10 protein-coding genes are annotated in these 21315 nt (G+C 75.4%); 3 read left to right on the top strand and 7 right to left on the bottom strand.

The features are described from left to right. Window positions 1-120: 120 nt before the first annotated feature. Both FHS22_RS22905 and FHS22_RS22900 read left to right on the top strand, forming a co-directional pair. On the top strand, window positions 121-321 hold the full coding sequence (locus tag FHS22_RS22905) for an EF-hand domain-containing protein (protein WP_184944661.1): 201 nt from the start codon (window positions 121-123) through the stop codon (window positions 319-321). A 118-nt stretch (window positions 322-439) separates the two neighbouring features. Beyond that, window positions 440-1699, top strand: coding sequence for a PucR family transcriptional regulator (locus FHS22_RS22900; RefSeq protein ID WP_184944659.1), 1260 nt, complete (start codon window positions 440-442; stop codon window positions 1697-1699). Here the strand turns inward: FHS22_RS22900 and ccrA are convergent. Both ccrA and FHS22_RS22890 read right to left on the bottom strand, forming a co-directional pair. Beyond that, window positions 1680-2990, bottom strand: coding sequence for a crotonyl-CoA carboxylase/reductase (ccrA, locus tag FHS22_RS22895; protein ID WP_184944657.1), 1311 nt, complete (start codon window positions 2988-2990; stop codon window positions 1680-1682). The two genes, FHS22_RS22900 and ccrA, sit on opposite strands and share 20 nt — an antisense overlap. Next, entirely contained in the window at window positions 2987-9343 is a 6357-nt protein-coding gene (locus FHS22_RS22890; protein ID WP_184944655.1) for a type I polyketide synthase, read from the bottom strand. Before FHS22_RS22890 ends, ccrA begins: the two co-directional genes overlap by 4 nt. A gap of 258 nt (window positions 9344-9601) precedes the next feature. Here FHS22_RS22890 and FHS22_RS22885 point away from each other — a divergent pair, with 258 nt between their 5' ends. Next, a complete protein-coding gene (locus FHS22_RS22885; protein ID WP_184944653.1) occupies window positions 9602-10753 on the top strand; it encodes an alpha/beta hydrolase in 1152 nt (383 codons plus the stop codon). A gap of 69 nt (window positions 10754-10822) precedes the next feature. Here the strand turns inward: FHS22_RS22885 and FHS22_RS22880 are convergent, their stop codons facing one another. The 5 genes from FHS22_RS22880 to FHS22_RS22860 form a co-directional block, all read right to left on the bottom strand. Continuing rightward, the gene (locus tag FHS22_RS22880) at window positions 10823-12196 is read right to left on the bottom strand and encodes a hypothetical protein (RefSeq protein WP_184944651.1); all 1374 of its coding nucleotides are present in this window, start codon (window positions 12194-12196) and stop codon (window positions 10823-10825) included. Window positions 12197-12381: 185 nt separating this feature from the next. Further along, on the bottom strand, window positions 12382-13677 hold the full coding sequence (locus FHS22_RS22875; protein ID WP_184944649.1) for a glycosyltransferase: 1296 nt from the start codon (window positions 13675-13677) through the stop codon (window positions 12382-12384). Further along, window positions 13674-15143 (bottom strand): MFS transporter, encoded by a 1470-nt coding sequence (locus FHS22_RS22870; protein WP_184944647.1) that lies wholly within the window; start codon window positions 15141-15143, stop codon window positions 13674-13676. The genes FHS22_RS22875 and FHS22_RS22870 overlap by 4 nt, the downstream gene beginning before the upstream one ends. Continuing rightward, window positions 15140-19462, bottom strand: a complete 4323-nt coding sequence (locus tag FHS22_RS22865; RefSeq protein ID WP_184944645.1) for an MMPL family transporter — start codon at window positions 19460-19462, stop codon at window positions 15140-15142. Before FHS22_RS22865 ends, FHS22_RS22870 begins: the two co-directional genes overlap by 4 nt. Next, entirely contained in the window at window positions 19462-21186 is a 1725-nt protein-coding gene (locus FHS22_RS22860; RefSeq protein WP_184944644.1) for a fatty acyl-AMP ligase, read from the bottom strand. The genes FHS22_RS22865 and FHS22_RS22860 overlap by 1 nt, the downstream gene beginning before the upstream one ends. Between the last annotated feature and the right edge of the window lie 129 nt (window positions 21187-21315).

Raw genomic sequence — 21315 nt, 5'->3', positions numbered from 1 at the left:
CCGGATATGCAGCAACTACATATCCGGAAATATGGCCATATGCCGGAGCCCCACATCCTGTCGTCGTCCGGCTAATGTTCTGCTCGTCTCTTTTCTCCGTACCGGAAGGCGAGTGCATCCGTGCCGAACGACTACGCGACGACCTTCAGGATCGTCGACGCCGACGACGACGGCCTCATCTCGGCCACCGAGATGAGCCGTCTCATGGAGGTGCTCGGCCAGCCCATCACCGCGGAGGCCGCCGCCGCGGCGATCGCCCGGATGGACCGGGACGGCGACGGCCTCATCTCCCTGGAGGAGTTCGCCGCGTATCTCGGATAGGTCTCAATCCCTCCCGCCGGACACGCCAGGTGTTGCCTTTGGGACAAGAACAAGCGTTTGCTACTAGCTCAAAGTGTTAACACGTCAGAACATGAGGCGCGCTCCGACAGGAGGGTCTATGCGGACGAAGGAACACACCCGGGTCGCGACCACCGGCTTCGGCGCCCGTAAGGGAAGATCCCAGGATCTCTCCGACCAGCGGCTGTGGAGGTCCACCCCCTCCGACGTGGCCAAACTGCTCCGGCCCGGCCTCTCCGAGGTCGCCGACCAGGTGATCGACGAGATCACGATCCGCATCCCGGAGTACTCCCGCCCGTCCGACGAGATCTACGTCAAGGCCGTGCGGCTGGCCGTGGACGAGGCGCTCCGCCAGTTCGTGGACCGGATCGAGAACCCCACCCGGCCCCTCGAACCGGAGGTGTTCCGCACGATCGGCCGCGGCGAGGCCAACGAGGGCCGCAACCTCGACCCGCTGCAGACCGCGATGCGGCTCGGCGCCCGGGTGGCCTGGCGGCGCCTGACCGAGCAGTCCGAGCGGATCGGCCTCACCCCGCAGCACCTGTACGACCTGGGTGAGGCCATCTTCGTCTACCTCGACCAGCTCGCCGACGCCGCCGCCGAGGGCTTCGACGAGGCCAGGGCCCGCGCGGCCGGGGAGATCGAGCGCCGCCGCCACCGCCTGATGGACCTGCTGCTCAGCCAGCCCCCCGCCTCCCCCGACGCCATCGCGGACCTGGCCAAGGCGGCCGGGTGGCGGCTGCCCAAGACCGTCGCCGGGGTCGCGCTGGACGAGCAGACCGGCGGCTACCGCCCCCCGTCGCTCCCGCCGGACGTGCTCCTCGGCCTCGACCGGCCCAGCCCCTGCCTGATCGTCCCCGACCCCAGCGGCCCCGGCCAGGCGCAGACGCTGGAGAACGGGCTGCGCGGCTGGAAGGCCGCGGTCGGCCCCGCCGTGCCGCTCTCCGCCGCCGCGACCTCGCTGCGCTGGGCCCGCGAGGCGCTGGACCTCAACCGGCGCGGCGTGCTCACCGAGCGGCGGGGCCTGGTGCGCTGCTCCGACCACATGGCCACGCTGATCGTGTTCAAGGACGAGGACCTGGTCAACGCCCTGGCCGAGGTACGGCTCGCCCCCCTGGCCCACCTGCGCCCCAGCCAGCAGGACCGGCTGGCCGAGACGCTGCTGGCCTGGCTGCGGCACGGCCGGGGGGCCGGGGAGGTCGCCGCCCGGTTGCACGTGCACCCGCAGACCGTGCGCTACCGGCTCCGCCAGCTGGAGGAGCTCTACGGCGACCAGCTGGCGGACCCCGACATCCGGTTCGAACTGGAGATCGTGCTGCGGGCCCGGCGGACCGGCTCCGTCAGCTCCGGAACAGCCTGATCCGGTCCTCGCCGATGCGCTCGCGCAGCGCGTGGTCCTCGATCCCGAGGTCCTCGGCGGGGGCCAGACCCAGCACGCCCACCTTTCCGACGTGCTCGTTGCGCTGCACGGCGCGGGCCGCCTCGCCGGTCCGCGCCAGCGGGTAGACCGTCGAGAGGGTGGGCTGCAGCATGCCCAGCGAGAGCAGCCGGTTGACCTCGTGGCACTCCTGGTAGTTCGCGCCGTGCGAGCCGATGATGCTCTTGAGCTTCATCCACAGGTGCCGGTTGTCGTAGGCGTGCGCGTACCCGCTGGAGGAGCCGCAGGTGACGACCGAGCCGCCGCGCCGGGCGACGTAGACGGAGGCGCCGAAGGTGTCCTTGCCGGTGTGCTCGAAGACGATGTGCGGGTCCTCGCCCACCTGGCGGCGGACCTCGGCGCCGAAGGCGCGCCAGGCCTTCTCGTCGTCGAGGTGCTCGAACTGCGAGCGGTCGACGATGTGCTCGCAGCCCATCCGGCGCAGCAGGTCCGCCTTCGCCCCGGAGCTGACCACGCCGACCGGGATGCCGCCGCCGTTCTTCACGAGCTGCACGCCGTACGCGCCGAGACCGCCGGTGGCTCCCCAGAGCAGCACCACGTCGCCCTGCTTCATCCGGGAGCCGCGCTCGCCGACCAGCATCCGGTAGGCGGTGGAGGCGCACAGCATGTTGCAGGCCGCCTCCTCCCAGCTCAGGTGCCTGGGCTTGGGCAGCAGCTGGGTGGCCTTGACCACGGCGAACTCGGCCAGCCCGCCGTAGTTGGTCTCGAACCCCCAGGCGCGCAGGTCCGCGCCGAGCATGGAGTCGGAATGGGTGATCGGGTCCTGCTCGTCGACGTAGGCGGGCGAGGTGACGACCCGGTCGCCGATCTTCCAGTGCCTCACCGCCGCGCCCATGCGGACGACCACCCCGGAGGCGTCCGAGCCGAGGACGTGGAAGTCCCGGTCGTGGCGGGGGTCGGTACGGCCGAAGCGCTCCAGGAAGGCGAAGGTGGGGATCGGCTCGAACATGGCCGTCCACACGGTGTTGAAGTTGATGGCGCTGGCCATGACGGCGATCAGCACCTCGTCGGGCGCGAGCTCCGGCATCGGCACCTCGCCGACGTGGACGGAGCGGGTGATGTCCTTGTCGACGCCGTCGACGCCGTGCGGGACGCGGCCGAACATGCCGACCTCGTCCTTGCGGGTGTGGGCCGCCAGGAAGGTGGTGGGGACCTCCAGGCGGGCGAGCTCTTCGGGATCGGCACCGTCGACGACGGCCTGGGCGAGGGTCACAGCTGGCCTCCAAGGTGAGCGGCGATGACTTCGACGTGGGGCGGGTCGAGCAGGTTGAGGTGGTGCGAGCCGGGGACCGTGACGATCTCCAGCCCCGGGATGTACGGGCCGAACCCCCTGGCGGGGTCGCCGTCGTGGGCGTACCTGGCGTCCTCGACCGCCCACGGGGTCGGGTCCGTGGACCGGTAGAGCACCGTCCGGCCCCCGTAGGCCCCCGCCCGGTACCCCTCCAGGGCCCGGGTGTCGGCGTGCGAGGTGATCTGGTGGCGCAGGATCGCCTCGCCCAGCAGGTCCAGCACTCCCGACGCGGCGACGCGCTCCCCGGCGAGCGCGAGCTGCCCCGCCTCGTCCAGGGCCGCCAACTCCCCGTAGCCGAGATCGACCTCCACCCCGTAGGTCTCGTGCAGGTAGGCGGCGAAGTCCGCGTACCTGCGGGCGGTGATCTCCGCCCGCTCCGCCGGGTCCCGCTCGTCCGGCAGCCCCGAGTCGATCATCGCGACCAGCTCGACGTGCTCCGCCCCGAGCTGCCGCGCGATCTCGAAGGCCAGGATCCCGCCGAACGACCATCCCCCCAGCCGGTACGGCCCCGCCGGCTGCACCTTCCTGATCTCCGCCGCGTACCGGGCGGCGCGCTCCACCACTCCCAGCTCCGCCCCGAGCTCCCCGGCGTCCTCCAGCCGTTCCAGTCCGAACACCGCCCGCTCCGCGCCGAGCAGCCCGGCCAGCGGCGCGTACACCCCCGTCGTCCCCCCGGCCGGATGCCCCAGGAACAGCGGCGTCCGCCCGCCCTCCCCGGCCAGGTAGGCGCGGGCCGCCTCGGTCAGCGGGCGGACGATCCCCCGGGCCGCCTCCTCCTCGTCGGCCGCGCGGACCAGATCGGCGACCTGCGCCCCGGTCAGCGCGCCCGCGGCCGACAGCCCGCGGCCGGTCTCCCGGCCGAGCACGCCGAGCACGATCGGCAGCACGTCCGCCGGGACCTCCTCGTTCACGCCGGGTTCGCGGCCCAGCACCTGCCGCAGCGCGGCCACGACCTGGCGCTCCGCCGCGTCCCGCGGCCCCACCGGCCGGACCGCGGCGTCCCGGGCGCCCCGGATGCCCAGTTCGGCGGCGACGGCCGCGGCCACGTCGCCGAGGGTCGCCCCCTGCAGCAGGAGCGCGGCCGGCAGACCCACTCCGAAGTCGTGCTCGATCGTCCCGCGCACCCGGGTGGCCGCCAGCGAGTCGAGCCCCGCGCCGGTCAGCACCGTGTCCTCCTGGAGCCAGGCCTCCTCGAAGCCCAGCACCACGGCCGTCCGCTCCCTGATCTTGGCGGTGATCGCCGCCAGCGCCTCGTCCGGGTCCATCCCCGTCAGCGCCCCGGCCCCGGCCCACTCGGCCGCGCCGGTCCCGGCGCCCGCGAGCTCCGCGAAGTACGGCATGCGCGCGATCCCGGGGAAGGCGGCCACCGCCGCGGCCGCGTCCAGCCGGACCACGCCCGCCGCCGCCGCGCCCCCGCCCAGCAGGGCCTCCAGCGCCTCCACACCCTCGCCCGGAGTGATCGGCGTGACCGCGGGCAGCGCCGCCTGGCTCGCACCGCCGACCTCGGCCCAGGTCCCCCAGTTGATCGTCGTCGCGGGCAGCCCCTCGGCCCGGCGCAGGTCGCACAGCGCGTCCAGCCAGGCGTTGGCCGCCGCGTAGGCCGCCTGCCCCGGCGAGCCGAGCAGCGCCGCGGCGGACGAGAACGCCACCCACCAGTCCGGATCGGCCTCCCGGGTCGCCTCGTGCAGCGCCAGGCCGCCGCGGACCTTGGCCGCCCAGACCCGGCGCAGGTCCTCGGCGCCGACCTCGGTGACCAGCCGGTCGTCCAGCGCGCCCGCCGCGTGCACGACCCCGCGCAGCCGCAGCCCGTCCTCCGTGACCGCCGCCACCAGCCGCGCGGCGGTCCCCGGCGCGGCCAGGTCGCCGGCCACCACCCGGATCTCCGTGCCGAGCGCCCGCAACCGCTCGATGGTCTCGGCGCCCTCGGGGGACGGCCCGGAGCGCCCGCCGAGCACGATCCGCCCGGCCCCCCGCTCGGCCAGCCAGCGGGCGACCACCAGGCCCAGCCCGCCGTACCCGCCGGTGATCAGGTATCCCCCGCCGCGCCGTACGACCGGCCTGCCCGGCCGGCGCGCGGGCGGGGCCGGGGCGGCGAGGCGGGCGGTGTACCGGACGCCGCCGCGCCAGGCGACCTCGTCCTCCGGGCCGTCGTCGGCGAGCTCGGCCGGCAGCGCCTCCGGGCCGTCGACGTCGGCCAGGCGGGCCCGCAGGCCGGGGTGCTCGAAGGCCAGCACCCTGACCAGCCCGCGCAGGGCGGCGGCCCCGGGGTCGCCGCCCTCCCCCTCCCGTACGGCCTGCGCCCGCTCGGTGACCAGGCGCAGGCGCGCCCCCGCCCCCGCCCCGGCTCCGGCTCCGGCTCCGGCGAGGTCGCGGACGATCCGGGTGACGGCCAGGACGGTCTCCTCGGCCCCGGCCGGAGTGAGACCGGACGGGACCAGGACGACGACCTCGCCGATCTCTGTGAGATCGGCGGTTCCTGTGAGACCGCCGGCGGCCTGCGGGATCCGGTCGGGGGCGGGTGCCCGGCGCTGGGCCGGGACCAGGGAGGGTTCGGCGCGGAGCGCGGGCGGCCGGGGCAGTGCGGCGCGCCGGACGGCGTGCCCGGCGGCGGCCAGGGCGGAGAGGAGAAGCTCGGCTCGCGGATCCCCCTCACCAGCCACGAACAGCCGGCCGCGAGCCGAGCGCTGACCTGGTCCATTCCCTGCTGAAACGAGATCGACACCCACGACACGCGACGATTCGGCATCGACTCCGGCGATCGGCGCATCCGCGGTCCACACGCGCTCCACGAGCTTGCCCGCGAGCGGGACCGGCACCTCCGCGGCGGGGATCCGCCGGGTCAGCACCCCGGTGGGGGTGCCGTCCGCGGCCAGGTGCTCGATCTCGACCGGGGTCTCCGCCCGGCTCTCCGGGGCGAGCGCGGCCAGCCGGGCCGCCAGCTCCGCCGGGGCCGGGACCGGACCGGACGGGGGCGAGTCGACGGCGACGGTCGCGGTGCCGTACCGGACCCAGATCCCCGCGGCGTTCCTGGCGTCGATCTCGATCCCGCCGGACGAGGTCAGGGTGGTGGTGACCGTGGCGGGCAGCGGCAGCAGCGCGTCCAGGGCGACGTCGGTGAGCTCCGCCCCGCCGTACACCTCGGCGGCCGCGGCCTGGGCGAGCGCGGCCACCGCGGCGAGCGGCAGCACCGGCAGGCCGTGCAGCCGCCAGACCGCGGGGTCCAGCCGCCAGGGGGCGTCCGAGAGGTCGCCGACGGTCGTGCTCCACACGTGCCCGGCGGGGCTCTCGACGTGCGCGCCGAGCAGGGGGTGGGCGCCGGGCGGGAGCGCGGAGCGCCGGACGGCGGAGGCCCAGTGGCGCTCGTGCCGCCACGGGGACGGCGGCACGTCGGCGACCGCGCCCGGCGCGGCCAGGTCCGCGGACGGCAGGGCCACCGCGACGGCGGCGAGCTGGACCGCGAACTCCTCGTCGTGGCCTCGGCGCAGGGAGTGGGTGACGACCGTGCCGCGCGGGAGGGTGTCGCGGAGCGGGGCGGCCAGCACCGGGTGCGGGCTGATCTCGGTGAAGACGCCGTACCCGTCCTCGGCGGCGGCCTGGAGGGCGGCCATCAGCCGGACCGGGCGGCGCACCCCGGCGGCCCAGTAGGCGGGCTCGAAGGTGGGGACCTCCCGGGGGTCGTCGAACACGGTCGAGTAGAACGGGAGCTCGGGCTTGCCGCCCGCGATCTCGGCGAGCGCCTCGCGCAGCTTCGGCAGCAACGGCTTGACCTGCGGCGAGTGCCCGGCGCCCTCGGCGGTCAGCAGCCGCGAGAGCAGGCCCCGCGCCCGGACCTCCGCGGCGAACTCCGCGACCCGGCCGGGGTCCCCGGTGACGACGCACTGCCGCGGCGAGGCGTGCACGGCGACGTGCAGGTCGTCCGGGACCTCTCCGGCGGCCACCTCCAGCACGGCCATGGCCCCGCCGCCGCCCAGGGTGCCGAGCAGCCGGGCCCGGCGGCAGATCACCCGGACCGCGTCGGGCAGGCCGATCCCGCCCGCGACCACGGCCGCCGCGACCTCGCCCATCGAGTGCCCGATCACCGCCGCGGGCCGTACGCCGCGGGCCGTCCAGAGCCGGGCGAGCGCCACCTGCAGCGCGAAGATCACCGGCTGGGCCGTGACCACGCCCCCGGCCTCGCGCCCCCCGGCGACGATCTCCCGCAGCGGGATCTCCGCCTCGGCCAGGAGGAGCGGGTCGAGCTCGTCGATCGCGGCGGCGAAGACCGGCTCCTCCGCGTAGAGCCGCGCGCCCATGCCCGCCCACTGCGAGCCGTATCCGGAGAACACCCAGACCGGTCCCGCCCCGCCCGCGACGGCCAGGCCGGTCTCGGCCCTGCCCTCGTGCACGGCGCGCAGCCCGGCGACCAGCTCACCCGCGTCCCGCGCCACCACGGCGGCCCCGACGCGTCCCCGCCCGGCCCGGCGCGCGAGCGTGTGCGCGACGTCCTCCAGCGCCGTCCCGTCCGGCACCGTCCCGTCCGGTGCGGGCCCGTCCGGTGCAGGCCGGTCCCGCCCTCCGGCCCAGGCCGCCAGCACCCCGGCGTGCGCCCGCACCCGCTCCGCCGACACGTCCGTCAGCAGGAACACCCGGGCGCCGTCCCGCTCCCGCCGCCCGGTCTCCCGCCGCCCGGTCTCCCGCCGCGAGGTCTCCGCTCCGTCGCCGGACGGCTCCGCCGGCGCCTGCGGAACGGCCGCGTCCAGCACGACGTGCGCGTTGGTGCCGCCGAAGCCGAAGGAGGAGACGCCCGCCCGCGGCCTCTCGCCCGGCCAGGGGGTGGGCGCCGTCACGACCTCCAGGCGCTCCCAGGGGATGTGCGGGTTGGGCTCGCGGAAGTGCACGCTCGGCGGGATCACCCCGTGGTGGAGCGCGAGGACGGTCTTGATCAGGCCGGTGATCCCGGCGGCGGCCTCCAGGTGGCCCAGGTTGCTCTTGGCCGAGCCGAGCAGCACGCGGTGCCCGGGCGGCAGGGCGGCGTCGATCGCGCGGGCCTCGATGGGGTCGCCGAGGAAGGTGCCGGTGCCGTGGGCCTCGATGTAGTCCGGCGGCTCCAGGCCGGCGTAGGCCGTGCGGAGCAGTTCCTCCTGCGCCTCCGGGTTGGGCGCGACCAGGCCGTTGGAGCGGCCGTCCTGGTTGACCGCGGTGGCCCGGACCACGGCGAGCACCCGGTCCCCGTCGCGCCGCGCGTCCGCCAGCCGCTTGAGCACCACGACGCCGCAGCCCTCGGCCCGGACCATCCCGTCGGCCGAGGCGTCGAACGCCTTGCACCGCCCGTCGGGCGCGGTCCCGCCGCCCCGGTCGAACGCGATCGTCACCACCGGCGAGAGCAGCAGGTTGACCCCCGCCGCCAGCGCCAGGTCGCTCTCCCCCGACCGCAGGCTCCGCACCGCCAGGTCCGTGGCGACCAGCGACGACGAGCAGGCGGTGTCCACCGCCAGGCTCGGCCCCCGCAGGTCGAGCACGTACGAGAGCCGGTTCGCCGCGATGCTGAACGCCGCCCCGGTCGCCGTCCAGGCGTCCACCCCGGTCACGTCCGCGGTGGTCAGGTAGGCGTACTCGTTGCCGGAGATGCCGACGAACGCCCCGGTACGGCTCCCGCGCAGCGAGCGGGGCGCGACCCCGGCGTGCTCCAGCGCCTCCCAGGCCGTCTCCAGCAGCAGCCGCTGCTGCGGGTCCATGGTCTCGGCCTCCCCCGGGACGATCCCGAAGAAGTCGGCGTCGAACCCGGCCACGTCCCCCAGGAAGCCGCCGTGCCTGGTGGTCCCGGCCAGCGCCTCGGCCGTGTGCGGGGAGCCGTCGTCGAACGCCTCCCACCGACCCTCGGGCACCTGCCCGACCGCGTCGCCGCCCGCCATGAGCAGCCGCCAGAACTCCCCGGGGCCGTGGATCCCGCCGGGCAGGCGGCAGCCGACCCCGATCACCGCGACCGGCTCGTCCGGGGCGGCCCGCCGTACGGCCTGCGCGGCGGGGTCGGCGACGGCGGAGGACGGATCGGCGGCGGACGCGGCGAGCCCGCGGGCGAGGCGGTTGACCGTGGGGTACTCCCAGACCAGCGTGGGCCCCAGTTCCCTGCCCAGCAGGGTCTCCAGCTCTCCGGCGACGGCGACCGCGTCCCGCGAGGAGAGCCCGAACTCCTCCAGCGGGCGGTCGGGGTCGACTCCGGTGAGGGGCAGGCGGCAGCGGGTGGCGATCCGTTCCGTGAGGAAGCGGCGGATCTCGTCTTCGCCGAGCAGGTCCACGGGGCGACTCCCAAGAACAGCCGAAGTGACCGGTTAACTTACCGATCAGGACCGGTGTTAAGGAGTCCTGGCAGACCACAATCCACCAGGGCGTTTTGTCATAGTTGTGATAACGGCCACAGGCGGGAGGGGATTTGTCCGCGGGGCGCAAGCGGCGCCCGCCGTTTCGTTGTGAACGCGTATAGCTACCGCTCGGTCACCGCGCCTAGGGTCGCCTGCCACGGCCCCTGTCGTCAGGCCGGGTGGAGGGAAACGACCATGCGACCTGTCCGACGCGGACTCCTGGCGCTCGCGACCGCTGCGGCCGTCGGTCTGCCCGCCGTGACGGCCGTCGGCCTCCCGGCGGCGCACGCGGCCCCCGCCGGGACAGCGGCCTCGGCGGACCGGGGCGGGCAGGTCCTGACCGCCCCGAAGAGCCCGTCGGGGCCCTGGCCGGCCGCGCGGCCCGGCGGCGCGCAGGTGGTGCAGGAGAAGTGGCTCGGCGAGCGCGCGGTCGACGTCATGGTCTCCTCCCCCTCGGTCGACGCGATCCTGCCGGTCCGGCTGCTGCTGCCCAAGGGCTGGTCGAAGCGTGCCAAGCGCACCTGGCCGGTGCTCTACCTGCTCCACGGCGGGGTGGACGACTACACCTCGTGGACCAGGATGACCGGGATCGAGGAGCTGACCGAGAACCTCGACATGATCGTCGTGATGCCCGAGGCCGGCCGGGCCGGGAACTACAGCAACTGGTTCAACAAGGGCAGGGGCGGCCCGCCCGCGTGGGAGACCTTCCACACCTACGAGGTGCGCCGCCTGCTGGAGATCGGCTACCGGGCCGGGACCCGCCGGGCCGTCTCCGGCCTGTCCATGGGCGCCTACGGGGCGATGAAGTACGCCGCGCGCCACCGCGGCATGTTCCGCTTCGCCGGCGCCCACAGCGGCGTCATGTCCACCCGCCTGCCCGGCATCCCCGATCTGATCATGAACGCCCAGGCCGCCGAGAAGCAGGACCCCAAGGCCCTGTGGGGCGACCCGATCAAGAACGCGAACGTCTGGAAGGCCAACGACCCCTCCGCCTACGCCAGGAACCTGCGCGGCGTGAGCATCTACATCTCCAGCGGCACGACCAGCCTCAACGGCGAGCTCGACCCGCCCGGCACCCCCTGGCACCCGGCCCACCTGGGCGAGCCGGTCTCGGCCTACACGACCAGGCACCTGGTCGCCAAGCTCCGCCTGTACGGGGTCAGGCCGGTGGTGAACCTCTACAAGAACGGCACCCACAGCTGGCCGTACTGGGAGCGCGAGTTCAGACGCTCCTTCCCGATGATCCTCAAGGCGCTCGGCGTGCGGGCCGCCGCCCCCGGGGCCGAGCAGGACCCGGAGGCTCCCCCGCCGGCCGAGGACGACGGCGACTGGGGCCTGCTGGACTAGCCGGCGAGCGCGCGGTCGATCGCCGCCGCGGCCGGGCCGAGACTGCTCGGCACCCTGCCGGGCGGGCGATCAGGCGGTGGTGAGGTAGACCTGGCCGAAGACCTCGCTGATCTTCTTCAGGTCGGCGGCCGGGTCCGTCGCCGGGGCGGCCGGGTTGTAGACGGCGGCCAGGCGGCGCTGGATCGGGCCGAGCTTCGCCAGTTCGGCCCAGGCGGTCAGGTGCTTCACGCCGCCCTGGGCGTCCTGGACACGGGTCCAGAGGTTGATCTGCTGGGCGCCGCCGTCCATGACCGGGGTGGAGACGCGGGTGGCGACCTCCTCGGCGGTGACGTCCCCGACGAGACCGGTCTCCTCGGCGGCGACCTGGGCCAGCACGTCCCACGCCCGGGCGCGGACCTGGATCCACTGGTTGCGCTGGGCCGTCGCGGCGTCGATGTTCCAGGCCGTGTAGCCGCCGTACAGCAGGCCGGTGTCGAGGGTGACCTGGTCGACCTGGCCGGCGACCAGGCTGGACTCGATCTTCTCCGGGGCGAGCAGCGGGTGGCGCTCGGCCATCTCGGCCTTGCAGGCCTCGTCCGCGCCGCAGGCGAACGCGGGCACGACCGTGTGCACGCCCAGCCGCTTGCCGGGGGCCGCCCGGCGGAGCGCGGCGGCGGCGCCGGCGACGAAGGCGGTGATCTCCTCGTGCTTCGTGAACGTCGTGTTGTAGCCGAGCTGCGCGGTGAACCGGATCCCGGCGACCTCGGGCCGCGCGGCCAGCGCGCCGACGCGCTTGACGGCCGCGGCGAACGCCTCGGGGCCGGCCTTCCAGTCGTCGGCCAGCTCGGTGTCGAGCCAGACCCGCAGCCCGGTGGCCCTGGCCGAGGTGACGGCCCGGCCGGCGGGGGTCTGCGCCGCCGCCGCGATCTCCGCCGCGGTGGGCGGGACCGCGGCGGCCTGCGCGGTCTGCGTGGTCTGCGTGGTCGCCGTCCCCGCGGTGCCCGATCCCGGGTCGGCGGGGCTGCCCGGCTCGGCCTCGCTCACCGTGCCGTCGCCGCCCTCCGCGTGGCCGTCGACCGAGCACTCCTGGCCGGCCTCGCACTCGGGCGTGCCGCCGTCCTCCGCGCCCTCCGGCAGCGGGGAGTTCTCGTCGCGGACGGTCCCGTCGCCCTCCGCCACCGGGCAGACGCTCCCCGGGGCCGAGCAGTCGATGAAGTGCCCGCCGTACGGGGTGGCCTCCTTGAGGTTGGCGTTGTCGTTGTCCGCCCAGAACTTCACGACGTCGAAGGCCTCGTCGGGCTTGGCCAGCCACCGGCACTGGATGAACGCCGGGGCGTCCGCCCCCATCAGGTCCCGGCAGCTCCGCGGGTCGTCCTCGGAGTGGGCCGCCGCCGCGGGGGCCACGACACCGATCAGCGTGAGCATCGAGCCGACGGCGACAGCCCGCCGCAGAGTGAGTCGCATGTCCTGGAACTTCCCGGTAAAGGCGGCCGAAACAACCGTCTTGACCTTACCTAGATCGCAACCCTCCGAACAGGCCCGGTCAGGAAAATCATCAGACTCCCGGAACCCCGGCCCCGGCCTCCGGAGAGCGGTCCGCGCGGACCCCGCCGGGCTCCCCGGCCCGCGTCCGGGATCCGGCCCGGCGCTCAGACTCCCAGTACCTCGCAGGCCCGTGCCACGCCGTCCTCGGCCCGGAGCCGCTCGCCCAGCCGCGCCGCCGCCGCCCGCATCCCGGAGTCCCGTACGGCCTGCGCCACCCGCCCGGCCAGGTCCTCCGCCGTGAGCCGCCGCACCGGCAGCGGCGCGGGCCCGGCGCCCAGCGCGGCCACCCGGGCGCCCCAGAACGGCTGGTCGGAGAAGAACGGGCAGACCACCCCCGGCACCCCGGCCCGCAGGGCGGTCCCCGTCGTCCCCGCGCCCCCGTGGTGCACCACGGCCGCGGTCCGGGGGAACAGCCACGCGTGGTCCGCGTCGCCGATCACGAACATGTCGTCCGCCCCGCCGCTCCCGGGCGGGCCGTCCGTCCCGCCGTACGGCAGGCCCTGGAGCACGCCGCGCACCCCCGCCGCGCGCAGCGCCGCCACCACCGTCCTGGCGGTCGCGGCCGGGTCGGCGGGGACCATGCTGCCGAAGCCCACGTACACCGGGGGCGGCCCGGCCTCCAGGAACGCCTCCAGCTCCGTCGGCGGGCTCCACCGGCGGTCCAGTCCCCAGTAGCCGGTCAGGTGCACGTGGCCCGGCCAGTCCGCCGGGCGGGTCACGACCGAGGGGCTCACCCCGCACAGCACCGGCACCCGGTCGGCCCGCGCCCGCCGGAACATCCCGCCCCGCATGGGGCCGAGTTCGAGCACCCGCCCGCGCAGGCGGTCGACCATCCGGCCGAGCAGCAGCCCGCTCACCCCCTCGACGAGCGCGTAGCTGGCCCGGTTGCCCCAGGGGCCCAGCGTGCGGAGGGGGACCAGCGGGTTGGGGAAGGCCCGGGTGGGCTCGCTCGGCTGGAAGTGCAGGAGCGCGTACGGCATGCCGTACCGCTCGGAGAGGTGGTGCCCGAACCCGCCCAGCGCCGGGGAGAGCACCAGGTCGGCGTCCGCGCAGGCCGCGTCCACCTCGGTGACGAGCCGTTCGGCGAGGGGCTCCACGATCCGGCGGAAGCCCCGGACGAACCCGGCGGGCCCGCTGCGCAGCCACGCCTGGCCCTCCTCGGACTCCACGATCCGCAGCGGGTCCACGCCGATCGGGCTGAACTCCAGCGTGCCCCGCGTGGCCGGGCGGCCGGTCCCCCCCGCCGCCGCGCCGTACCGGCCGGCCTCCTCGACCAGCCCGCCGTACCGCCCCGCCGCGACGACCGCCACCCGGTGGCCGCGCGCCACGAGCCCGGCGCCGAGCGCCACGCAGGGCTGGGTGTCCCCCCGCGAGCCGAACGCCAGGATCGCGACCCTCACCGGAGGGTCACCAGGCTGACCGCGGCGCCCGCGGCGACGAGCCCGGCGGCGGTGAGCAGGCCGGTGGAGTACCCGGCGGTGAAGCTCGCCGAACCGTTGACGATCACTCCGATGACCGCGATGCCGAACAGCCCGGACACCTCGCGCGCGACGCTGAACACGCCGCCCGCCACGCCCGCCCGCGCCTCCGGGACCGCGCCCAGCACCGCCGAGCCCAGCGGCATGGTCAGCGCCGAGCCGATCCCGATCACGCACACCGCGGGCAGCAGCTCGGCCCAGCCGTCCCCCGGCCGCAGGAACGCCACCGCGACCATGCCCGCCGCGACCAGCACCAGCCCGGCCGCGACCGTACGGCCCGCGCCCAGCCGGCCCTCCACGGCCGGGACCAGCGGTGTGACCACGACCACGAGCAGGGCCAGCGGCACGAAGGCCAGACCCGAGGCCGTCGGGCTGAAGCCGAGGACGCCCTGGAGGAACAGCGCCGTGAAGAAGAACACCCCGTTGACGCCGAGCCCCCAGAGCACCTGGGCGATCACTCCTCCGGTGAACGCCCGCGCCCGGAACAGCGCCAGATCGACCATCGGGTCCCGGCCCAGTCGCTCCACGGCGACGAAGACGGCCGCCGCGACCGCGGCCACCGCCAGCGCGGTCGCGATCACCGGCGAGGACCAGCCCAGCTCGGCTCCGAAGGTCAGCCCGAACGTGCCCGCCGAGAGCACGACGACCGAGGCGGCCACGCCCGGGACGTCCACCCGCGCGGCGGCCTCGTCACGGGACTCGGGCACGGCGGCGGCCGCCAGGGCGATCACCAGGACGCCGAGGGGGACGTTGATCAGGAAGACCCAGCTCCAGTGGGCGTGCTGGGTGAGGTAGCCGCCGACGACCGGGCCGAGCGCGAGCGCGCCCGCGCCGGAGGCCATCCAGACGGCGACGCCGACCGAGCGGCGGCGGTCGTCACCGCCGACGGAGACCACGGCCAGCATCGCCGGCAGGATCAGCGCGGCGCCGGCCCCCTGGACCAGGCGGGCCGCGACCAGCGTCCCGGCCGAGGCCGCCAGCCCGGCGGCGAGGGAGGCGGCGGTGAAGACCGCGAGCCCGGCGACGAGGACCCGGCGGCGGCCGTAGACGTCGGCCAGGCGGCCCCCGGCGAGCATCAGCCCGGCGAAGGTGAGGACGTATCCGGTGACGACCCATTCGAGCGCGGCCAGCGAGGCGCGCAGCTCCGCCTGGATCGTGGGCAGCGCGACCGTGACGACCGTGTTGTCGAGGGTCGTCACGAACCCGGCCAGCCCGACGACCACCAGCAGCAGACCCCGCCGCTCGGGCCTGACCCGGTCCGCGGCCGCGGACCCGGCGGCCCGGAGCGTGCCGGCGTCCCGTGTCTCGCCGGGGACCCCGGCACCCGCCCGGTCCTCGGCCGGCCCGGCACCGGCCTTCCCGGCAGGCCGCGCGGCGAGCTCGCTCATTCCTCCACCTCCACCCACATCCACCCGGCCCCGTCCGGCCTGGGCCGTACGACACGGGTGGTCCGCCGTTCGACGGCCACCCAGCCCCCGGCCCGCTCCGGTTCCGGCCGCGGCGCGGCGGGTGCCGGAACCGGCTCGGGCTCGGGCGGGCGTACGGGTTCCGGCCGCGGTACGGCCTGCGCCTGCGTCACGGGTGCCGGTACGGCCTGCACGGGTTCCCGGTGCGGGGCCGATCCGGCCGGCGGCGGGACGGGCGGTGGCGGGACGGGCGGGGACGCGACGATCGGCGGCATCGCGATCGGCGGCACGATGACCTGGGGCGCGATGACCTGGGGCGCGATGACCTGGGGCGCGATGACCTGGGGCGCGATGACCTGGGGCGCGATGACCTGGGGCGCGTCCGCCACCGCCTCGATCGGCTCCGTGGCGGGGTCCGGGTGTTCCCCGATCGGCACGATCGGCCGGCTGTCCTGACGCCGTACCGGCGGCTCCAGCTGGTCGATGAGGTGGCTGCTGACCACCGGGGCCCGCCGCGCGTGACGCGTCTCCTCGGTGTCCGGCCCGGGGTCACGGGGGGACGTCTGCGACGGGGCCGGACGCCGGGACGGTTGCGGAGCGGGCGGCACGGGAGGCAGTGGGACAGGAGACGGCGGCACGGGAGACGGCGGCACGGGAGACGGCGGCACGGGGCGGCCCGCGGCCGGTTGGAGAGGAGGAAGGGCGGGCCGACCGGCGTCCGGCCGAGCGGAGGGAGCCGGATCCTGCAGTGAAGGTGCGGACACCGGATCCGGGTGGACCGTCTGCGCGGGAGGAACCGGGGGCGCCGCGGGCATGGGATCCGGCCCCGCCGGGGGCACCGGCCGCGCCGGCGGCGTGGAAGGGGACTGCGGTACCGGTTCGGCGAGGTGGGCGGGAGCCGGGGGCGGCTGGGGAGACGGCGGGAGCGGGGGCGGGAGGGGCCCGGGAGCCGGGGTCCGGGGAGCCTGCGGGGCAGGCCGTACAGGGTTCTGCCCCGCCGGGAGGGGCGGCGGCGGGAGGGGGTCCTCGTCCTCCTCGGCCCAGTGCCAGCCGGGACCGTTCAGATTCGGCTTGATCACCTTCTTGCGCTTGCGCGGCGGACCCTGGCGGTCCGCCGGTGCGGCGGGCTCCTGCCGTGGCCCGGGTGCGGGTTCCGGTGAGGGCGGGGGACCCGAGGCGGGAGGGGCCGGGTGCGAGAAGTCCAGCGGGGGGCGGGGGTAGGGGTTCGACCGGTGCTGGCGTGAGGACTGCGCCGGGGACGGGTCCCCGTCCCCGGGGGGCGGTGTGAGACCGCCGCCCGCCGCAGGAGGAGCGGCGGCGCCGTTCGCGGGAGAAGGCCCGGCGGCCGGAGGGGCGGACACGCCGTCGGGCGTGAAGGGGCGGAGAGCGGAGGGAGCGGGCACGCCGCCGGCCGCGAAGGGGCCGGCGGCCGGAGCGCCGACGCCGTTCGCGGGAGAAGGCCCGGCGGCCGGAGCGCCGACGCCGTTCGCGGGAGAAGGCCCGGCGGCCGGAGGAACGCCCGTGCCGTTCGCGGCGGGTCCGGCGGCCGTGCCGTCCGCGGCGGGAGCACCGGTGACCGGCGGGGCGGCCGTGCCGTTCGCGGCGGCCGGCGGGAAGGGCGCACCGTTCACGGCCGGGGGGCCGGCGGGCGGAGGAACGGCGGGCGCGCCGCCGGCCGGGGCCGGTCCCTCGGTCCACGGTCCCTCGATCCACTGCCGGCCGGTGCCGTCCGGGGTGGTCCGGATCACGCGGACCGGCGCTCCTGTGGCCGGACGGGGCGGTTCCGCGGCGGGAGCCTGCGGGGTCTCCGGATGCCGGGGGCGGTCCGGAATCTCCGGATGCCCGGCGGGGGCCGGCGGGGCGGAGCGGGCCGGAGCCGGAACCTGCGGAGCGGGCGGGATGGGACGGGCCGGAGCCGGGGAGAGCTGCGGGGTTCCGGCCGGGAGCTGCGGGGTGGGCGCCGATCTCCCCAGCCGGCGGGAGGCGCGGTGCGCGCCGGGGGCGGGGGCGCTCTCGCGCTCCACCGTCACGTGGGTGCCGCCGGCGGGCAGTTCCCCGATGGGGATCAGCTCGCGCTCGCGGATCTCGATCCGCCGGTGGAAGCCCTTCAGCGCGTCCGGGAGCCACCAGTTGGCGTTGCCCATCAGCCGCATCGTCGCGGGCACCAGCAGCGCCCTGACCAGGGTCGCGTCGACCACGATGGCCACGAACATGCCGACGCCGAGCATCTTCACGACCGTGATACCGGCGGTGGAGAAGGCACCGATGACCACCAGCAGCAGCAGGGCGGCACTGGTGATCACCCCGCCGGTCTTCTCCAGGCCGACCGCGACCGCGACGGTGTTGTCCCCGCTGCGCAGCCACTCCGCCCGGACCCTGCTGAGCAGGAACAGCTCGTAGTCCATCGAGAGGCCGAACACCACCGCCAGGATCAGCACGGTGACGGTCGCCTCGATGCTCCCGGTCGGGGTGAATCCGAGGAAGTCCGCCAGGTGCCCGTCCTGGAACGCCCAGACGATCACGCCGAAGGAGGCGCCCAGCGAGAGCACGTTCATCAGGATCGCCTTGACCGGCAGCAGGATCGAGCCGAACGCGGCGAACAGCAGCAGGCCGATCACCAGGCAGACGACGAGCGCGGTCCACGGGAGGGTGGCGGTGAGGCTGGCCTCCAGGTCGAGCTGGGCGGCGGTGGGGCCGCCGACGACGACGTCCCGGAAGTTCGGCTCGCGGGTGAGGTCGCGGATCTCCTGGACCAGCGCGCGGGCCTCGTCCGACATCGGGTCCTTGTCGTAGCGGACCGCCAGCCGTACCGCGCCGTTGTTCTGCGAGACGCCCGTGACGTCGACCCCGGTGACGTGGTCGAGCCGCTCCAGCCGGTCCGCGAAGGGCTTGACGTCCAGCGGGCCGACCTCGGTGACCGGGGTGATCCCGGAGTTGCCCGCCCCGATCGGGCCGATGCGCCCGCCGACCTCCGAGGTGAGCGCCCCCGGCGCCGCGGAGGTCATCGGCCCGACCAGGTCGCGCTCGACGAGCACGATGACGTCGATGGGAGCCATCGCGTTCCTGGCGAAGTCCCGGTCGATGCGCTCGGCGACCTGGCGGCTCTCGAACCCCTCGGGCAGCACCCGGTGGTCCACGCTGCCGAACCGCACGCCCGTGAACGGCGCGGCCAGGGCGAGCAGCAGCACGCTGACGCCGACCAGGTAGAGCACCGGGCGCCGCATCACGCTGGAGGCGATGGCGTGCCAGGTCCCGCCGCCCCGGTGTGCGCCGAAGTCCGGCGCGATCCTGATCGCGTCCACCTTCGGGCCGAGCACGGCCAGCAGCGCGGGGAGCACGACCAGCGCCGCCGCCATCGCGACCAGCACCACCGCCGCCGCGCCCAGCCCGATCGAGCGCAGGAACATCTGCGGGAACAGCAGCAGCCCGCAGAGCGAGGTCGCCACGGTCAGCCCGGAGAAGGCCACCGTGCGCCCGGCCGTCGCCATGGTCCGCACGACCGCCGTCTCCACCGGCGATCCCCGGCGCATCTCCTCGCGGAAGGCGTTCAGCACGAAGAGGGAGTAGTCGATGGCCAGGCCGAGGCCGAGCATCGTGACGACGTTCAGGGAGAAGACCGAGACGTCGGTGACCTCGGTGAGCAGCCGGAGCAGCGCGAGCGCGCCGATCACCGCGAGCAGGCCGACGACGAGCGGGAGCCCGGCAGCGACCAGGCTCCCGAAGACCAGGACGAGCAGGACGAGCAGGACCGGCATCGAGATCGCCTCGGCCTGCTGCAGGTCGAGGCCGGTCTGCGTGTTGAGGTCCTGCAGCAGCGGGATGCGCCCGCCGACCTGGACCGTGTATCCGGCGGGGGCCTGCCGGAGCCGGTCCTCGATCGCCTCGTAGCCGTGTCGTTTGGTGATCTCCCCGCCGCGCAGGCTGACCAGCGCGTAGGTGGAGTGCCGGTCGGTGGAGACGAGCTCGGAGGCGTTGGTCGTCCAGTAGGTGGAGAGCTTGCCGACGTGCTCGGACGGCAGCGCCTTCAGCGCCGCGTGCACGGTGTCCCTGAACCGGTCGTCGTCGGCGTCGATCGCCGGGTTGCTGTAGAGCACGACCACGTCCGGCGAACTGCCGCCGAACCATTCGCGGCCCCACTCCGCCGCCGAGGTCGACTCCGCCCCCGGGTCCTCGAACCCGCCGTCCGACATCCGGCCGAACAGGCCCAGCCCGAAGTAGCCGGCCAGGACCGCGAAGACCGTCCCGAGCACGAGCAGGGACCATCGTCCCCGGTAGACGGCCCGCCCAAGCGACTCGAACATCAGGCTCCGGCACCCTCTGCGGACCCCGCCGAGAAGACCCCGTCCAGGTACGCCTGCGCGCACGCGCGCCGGGCGATCTTCCCGCTCGACGTCCGCGGTACGGCGCCCGCCTCGACCAGCAGGAACGCGTGCAGGCGCAGGTCGTGGTTCTTCGCGACGGCGGCCCTGACCCTGGCCTCGACCTCGGCCGGGTCGCGCCCCTCGGCCCTGCGGGAGCGCTCGGCCACCACGACCAGCCGCTCGGTCTCCTCCCCCGGCTCCGCGAACGCCGCCACGTGGTCCCGGCGGACGGCGTCGTCGGCCTCCTGCACGGTCACCTCCACATCCTGTGGATAGTGGTTGCGCCCGTCGACGATGATCAGATCTTTGATCCGCCCGGTGATGTAGAGCTCGCCGCCGTGGATCACGCCCAGATCCCCGGTGCGCAGCCAGGACCCCTGCGCGCCTTCGAGCACGTTGCCGAAGGTCTCGGCGGTGCGTTCCGCGTCGCGCCAGTAGGCCCGGGCCACGTTCGGCCCGCGCACCCAGATCTCGCCGACCTCCCCGTCGGGCCTGGCCGTGCCGTCCTCCCCCGCGACGACCACGTCCTGGCCGGTCGGCACGCCGCAGGAGACCAGCTCGCTGACCCGCCCGCCGTACGGCTCCGCCACCGGTACGGCCCGCCCGGCGGTGAGCTCGTCCCGGTCGAACACGGTCACCCGCGCGGGCAGGTCCCGGTCCATCGCGGTGACGAAGACGGTCGCCTCGGCCAGGCCGTACCCGGGGGTGTGCGCCTCGGGGCGGAGCCCGCACGCGGCGAACGCCTCGGAGAACCGGTTGATCGTGCTGCCCCGCAGCGGCTCGGCGCCGTTGAGCATGACCGCGACCCCCGACAGGTCGAGCGTGGCCTTCTCCGCCTCGGTGACCCGGCTCGCCGTGTACTCGTAGGCGAAGTTGGGGCCGCCGGTGAACACGTCGTCGTACTCGCTGAGCATGCGCAGCCAGCGGACCGGGTGCATGACGAACGCCACCGGGTCCATGAACACCGCGTGGTTGCCGCCGACGATCGGCGCGGCGATCGTCGCGATCAGGCCCATGTCGTGGAAGAGCGGCAGCCAGAGCGCCGCCGTGGACGTGCGGGGCGTGGCGCGGAAGGCGGTCCAGAGCTGCTCGGCGTTGGCGGTGACGTTGCCGTGGCCGATCTCGACCCCGGCGGGGGCGCGGGTGGAGCCGGAGGTGTACTGCAGGTAGGCCAGGTCGCCCAGGCCGATCGGTTCCGGCTCCCACTCGTCGGCCAGCAGGTCGGAGACCGTGTCGAGGGTGACGATCGCCTTGGGCCTGGGCGCGGGCCGCCCGTCGATGAACGTCTCGACGCTCGCCAGCGCGGACGTCGTGGTGAGCACGCAGACCGGGTCGGCGTCGGCGTAGGCCCGGACCAGCCGGTCGGCGTGGCCGGGCAGGTCGGGGGCGAACAGCGGCACCGCGATCACCCGCGCGTACATCGCGCCGAGCATGGCGACCACGTACTCCAGCCCCTGCGGCGCCAGGATCGCCGCCCGCTCCCCGGGCCGCGCCACCTCGCGCAGCCGTACGGCCAGCGCCCGCGCCCGCAGGTCGGCCCCGGCCCAGGAGAGGGTGCGCCGGGTCCCGCCGGGGGAGTCCGCGTAGTCCAGGAAGGTGTAGGCCGGGGCGTCCGGGATCTCCCTCGCCCACCGTGCGACTCGGAGGATCAGCGGCTCGCTCATGCTCGGGTCCCCTCGCCGGTGTACAGGGACCTAGCAACTTACGGCAGGCATTCCGCGCAGTTCTTGCCAAACGCCTGCACATTCCTCGTCTCCGGTTGTTACCGGCATGACAAGCGACAACCGGCCGGT

Origin of the sequence: Thiemannella venezuelensis, assembly GCF_014203605.1 — a bacterium.
Classification (GTDB): domain Bacteria; phylum Actinomycetota; class Actinomycetes; order Streptosporangiales; family Streptosporangiaceae; genus Planomonospora_A; species Planomonospora_A venezuelensis.
The sequence above is the reverse complement of the archived record's forward strand: the minus strand, read 5'-3'. Positions and strand labels throughout refer to the sequence as shown.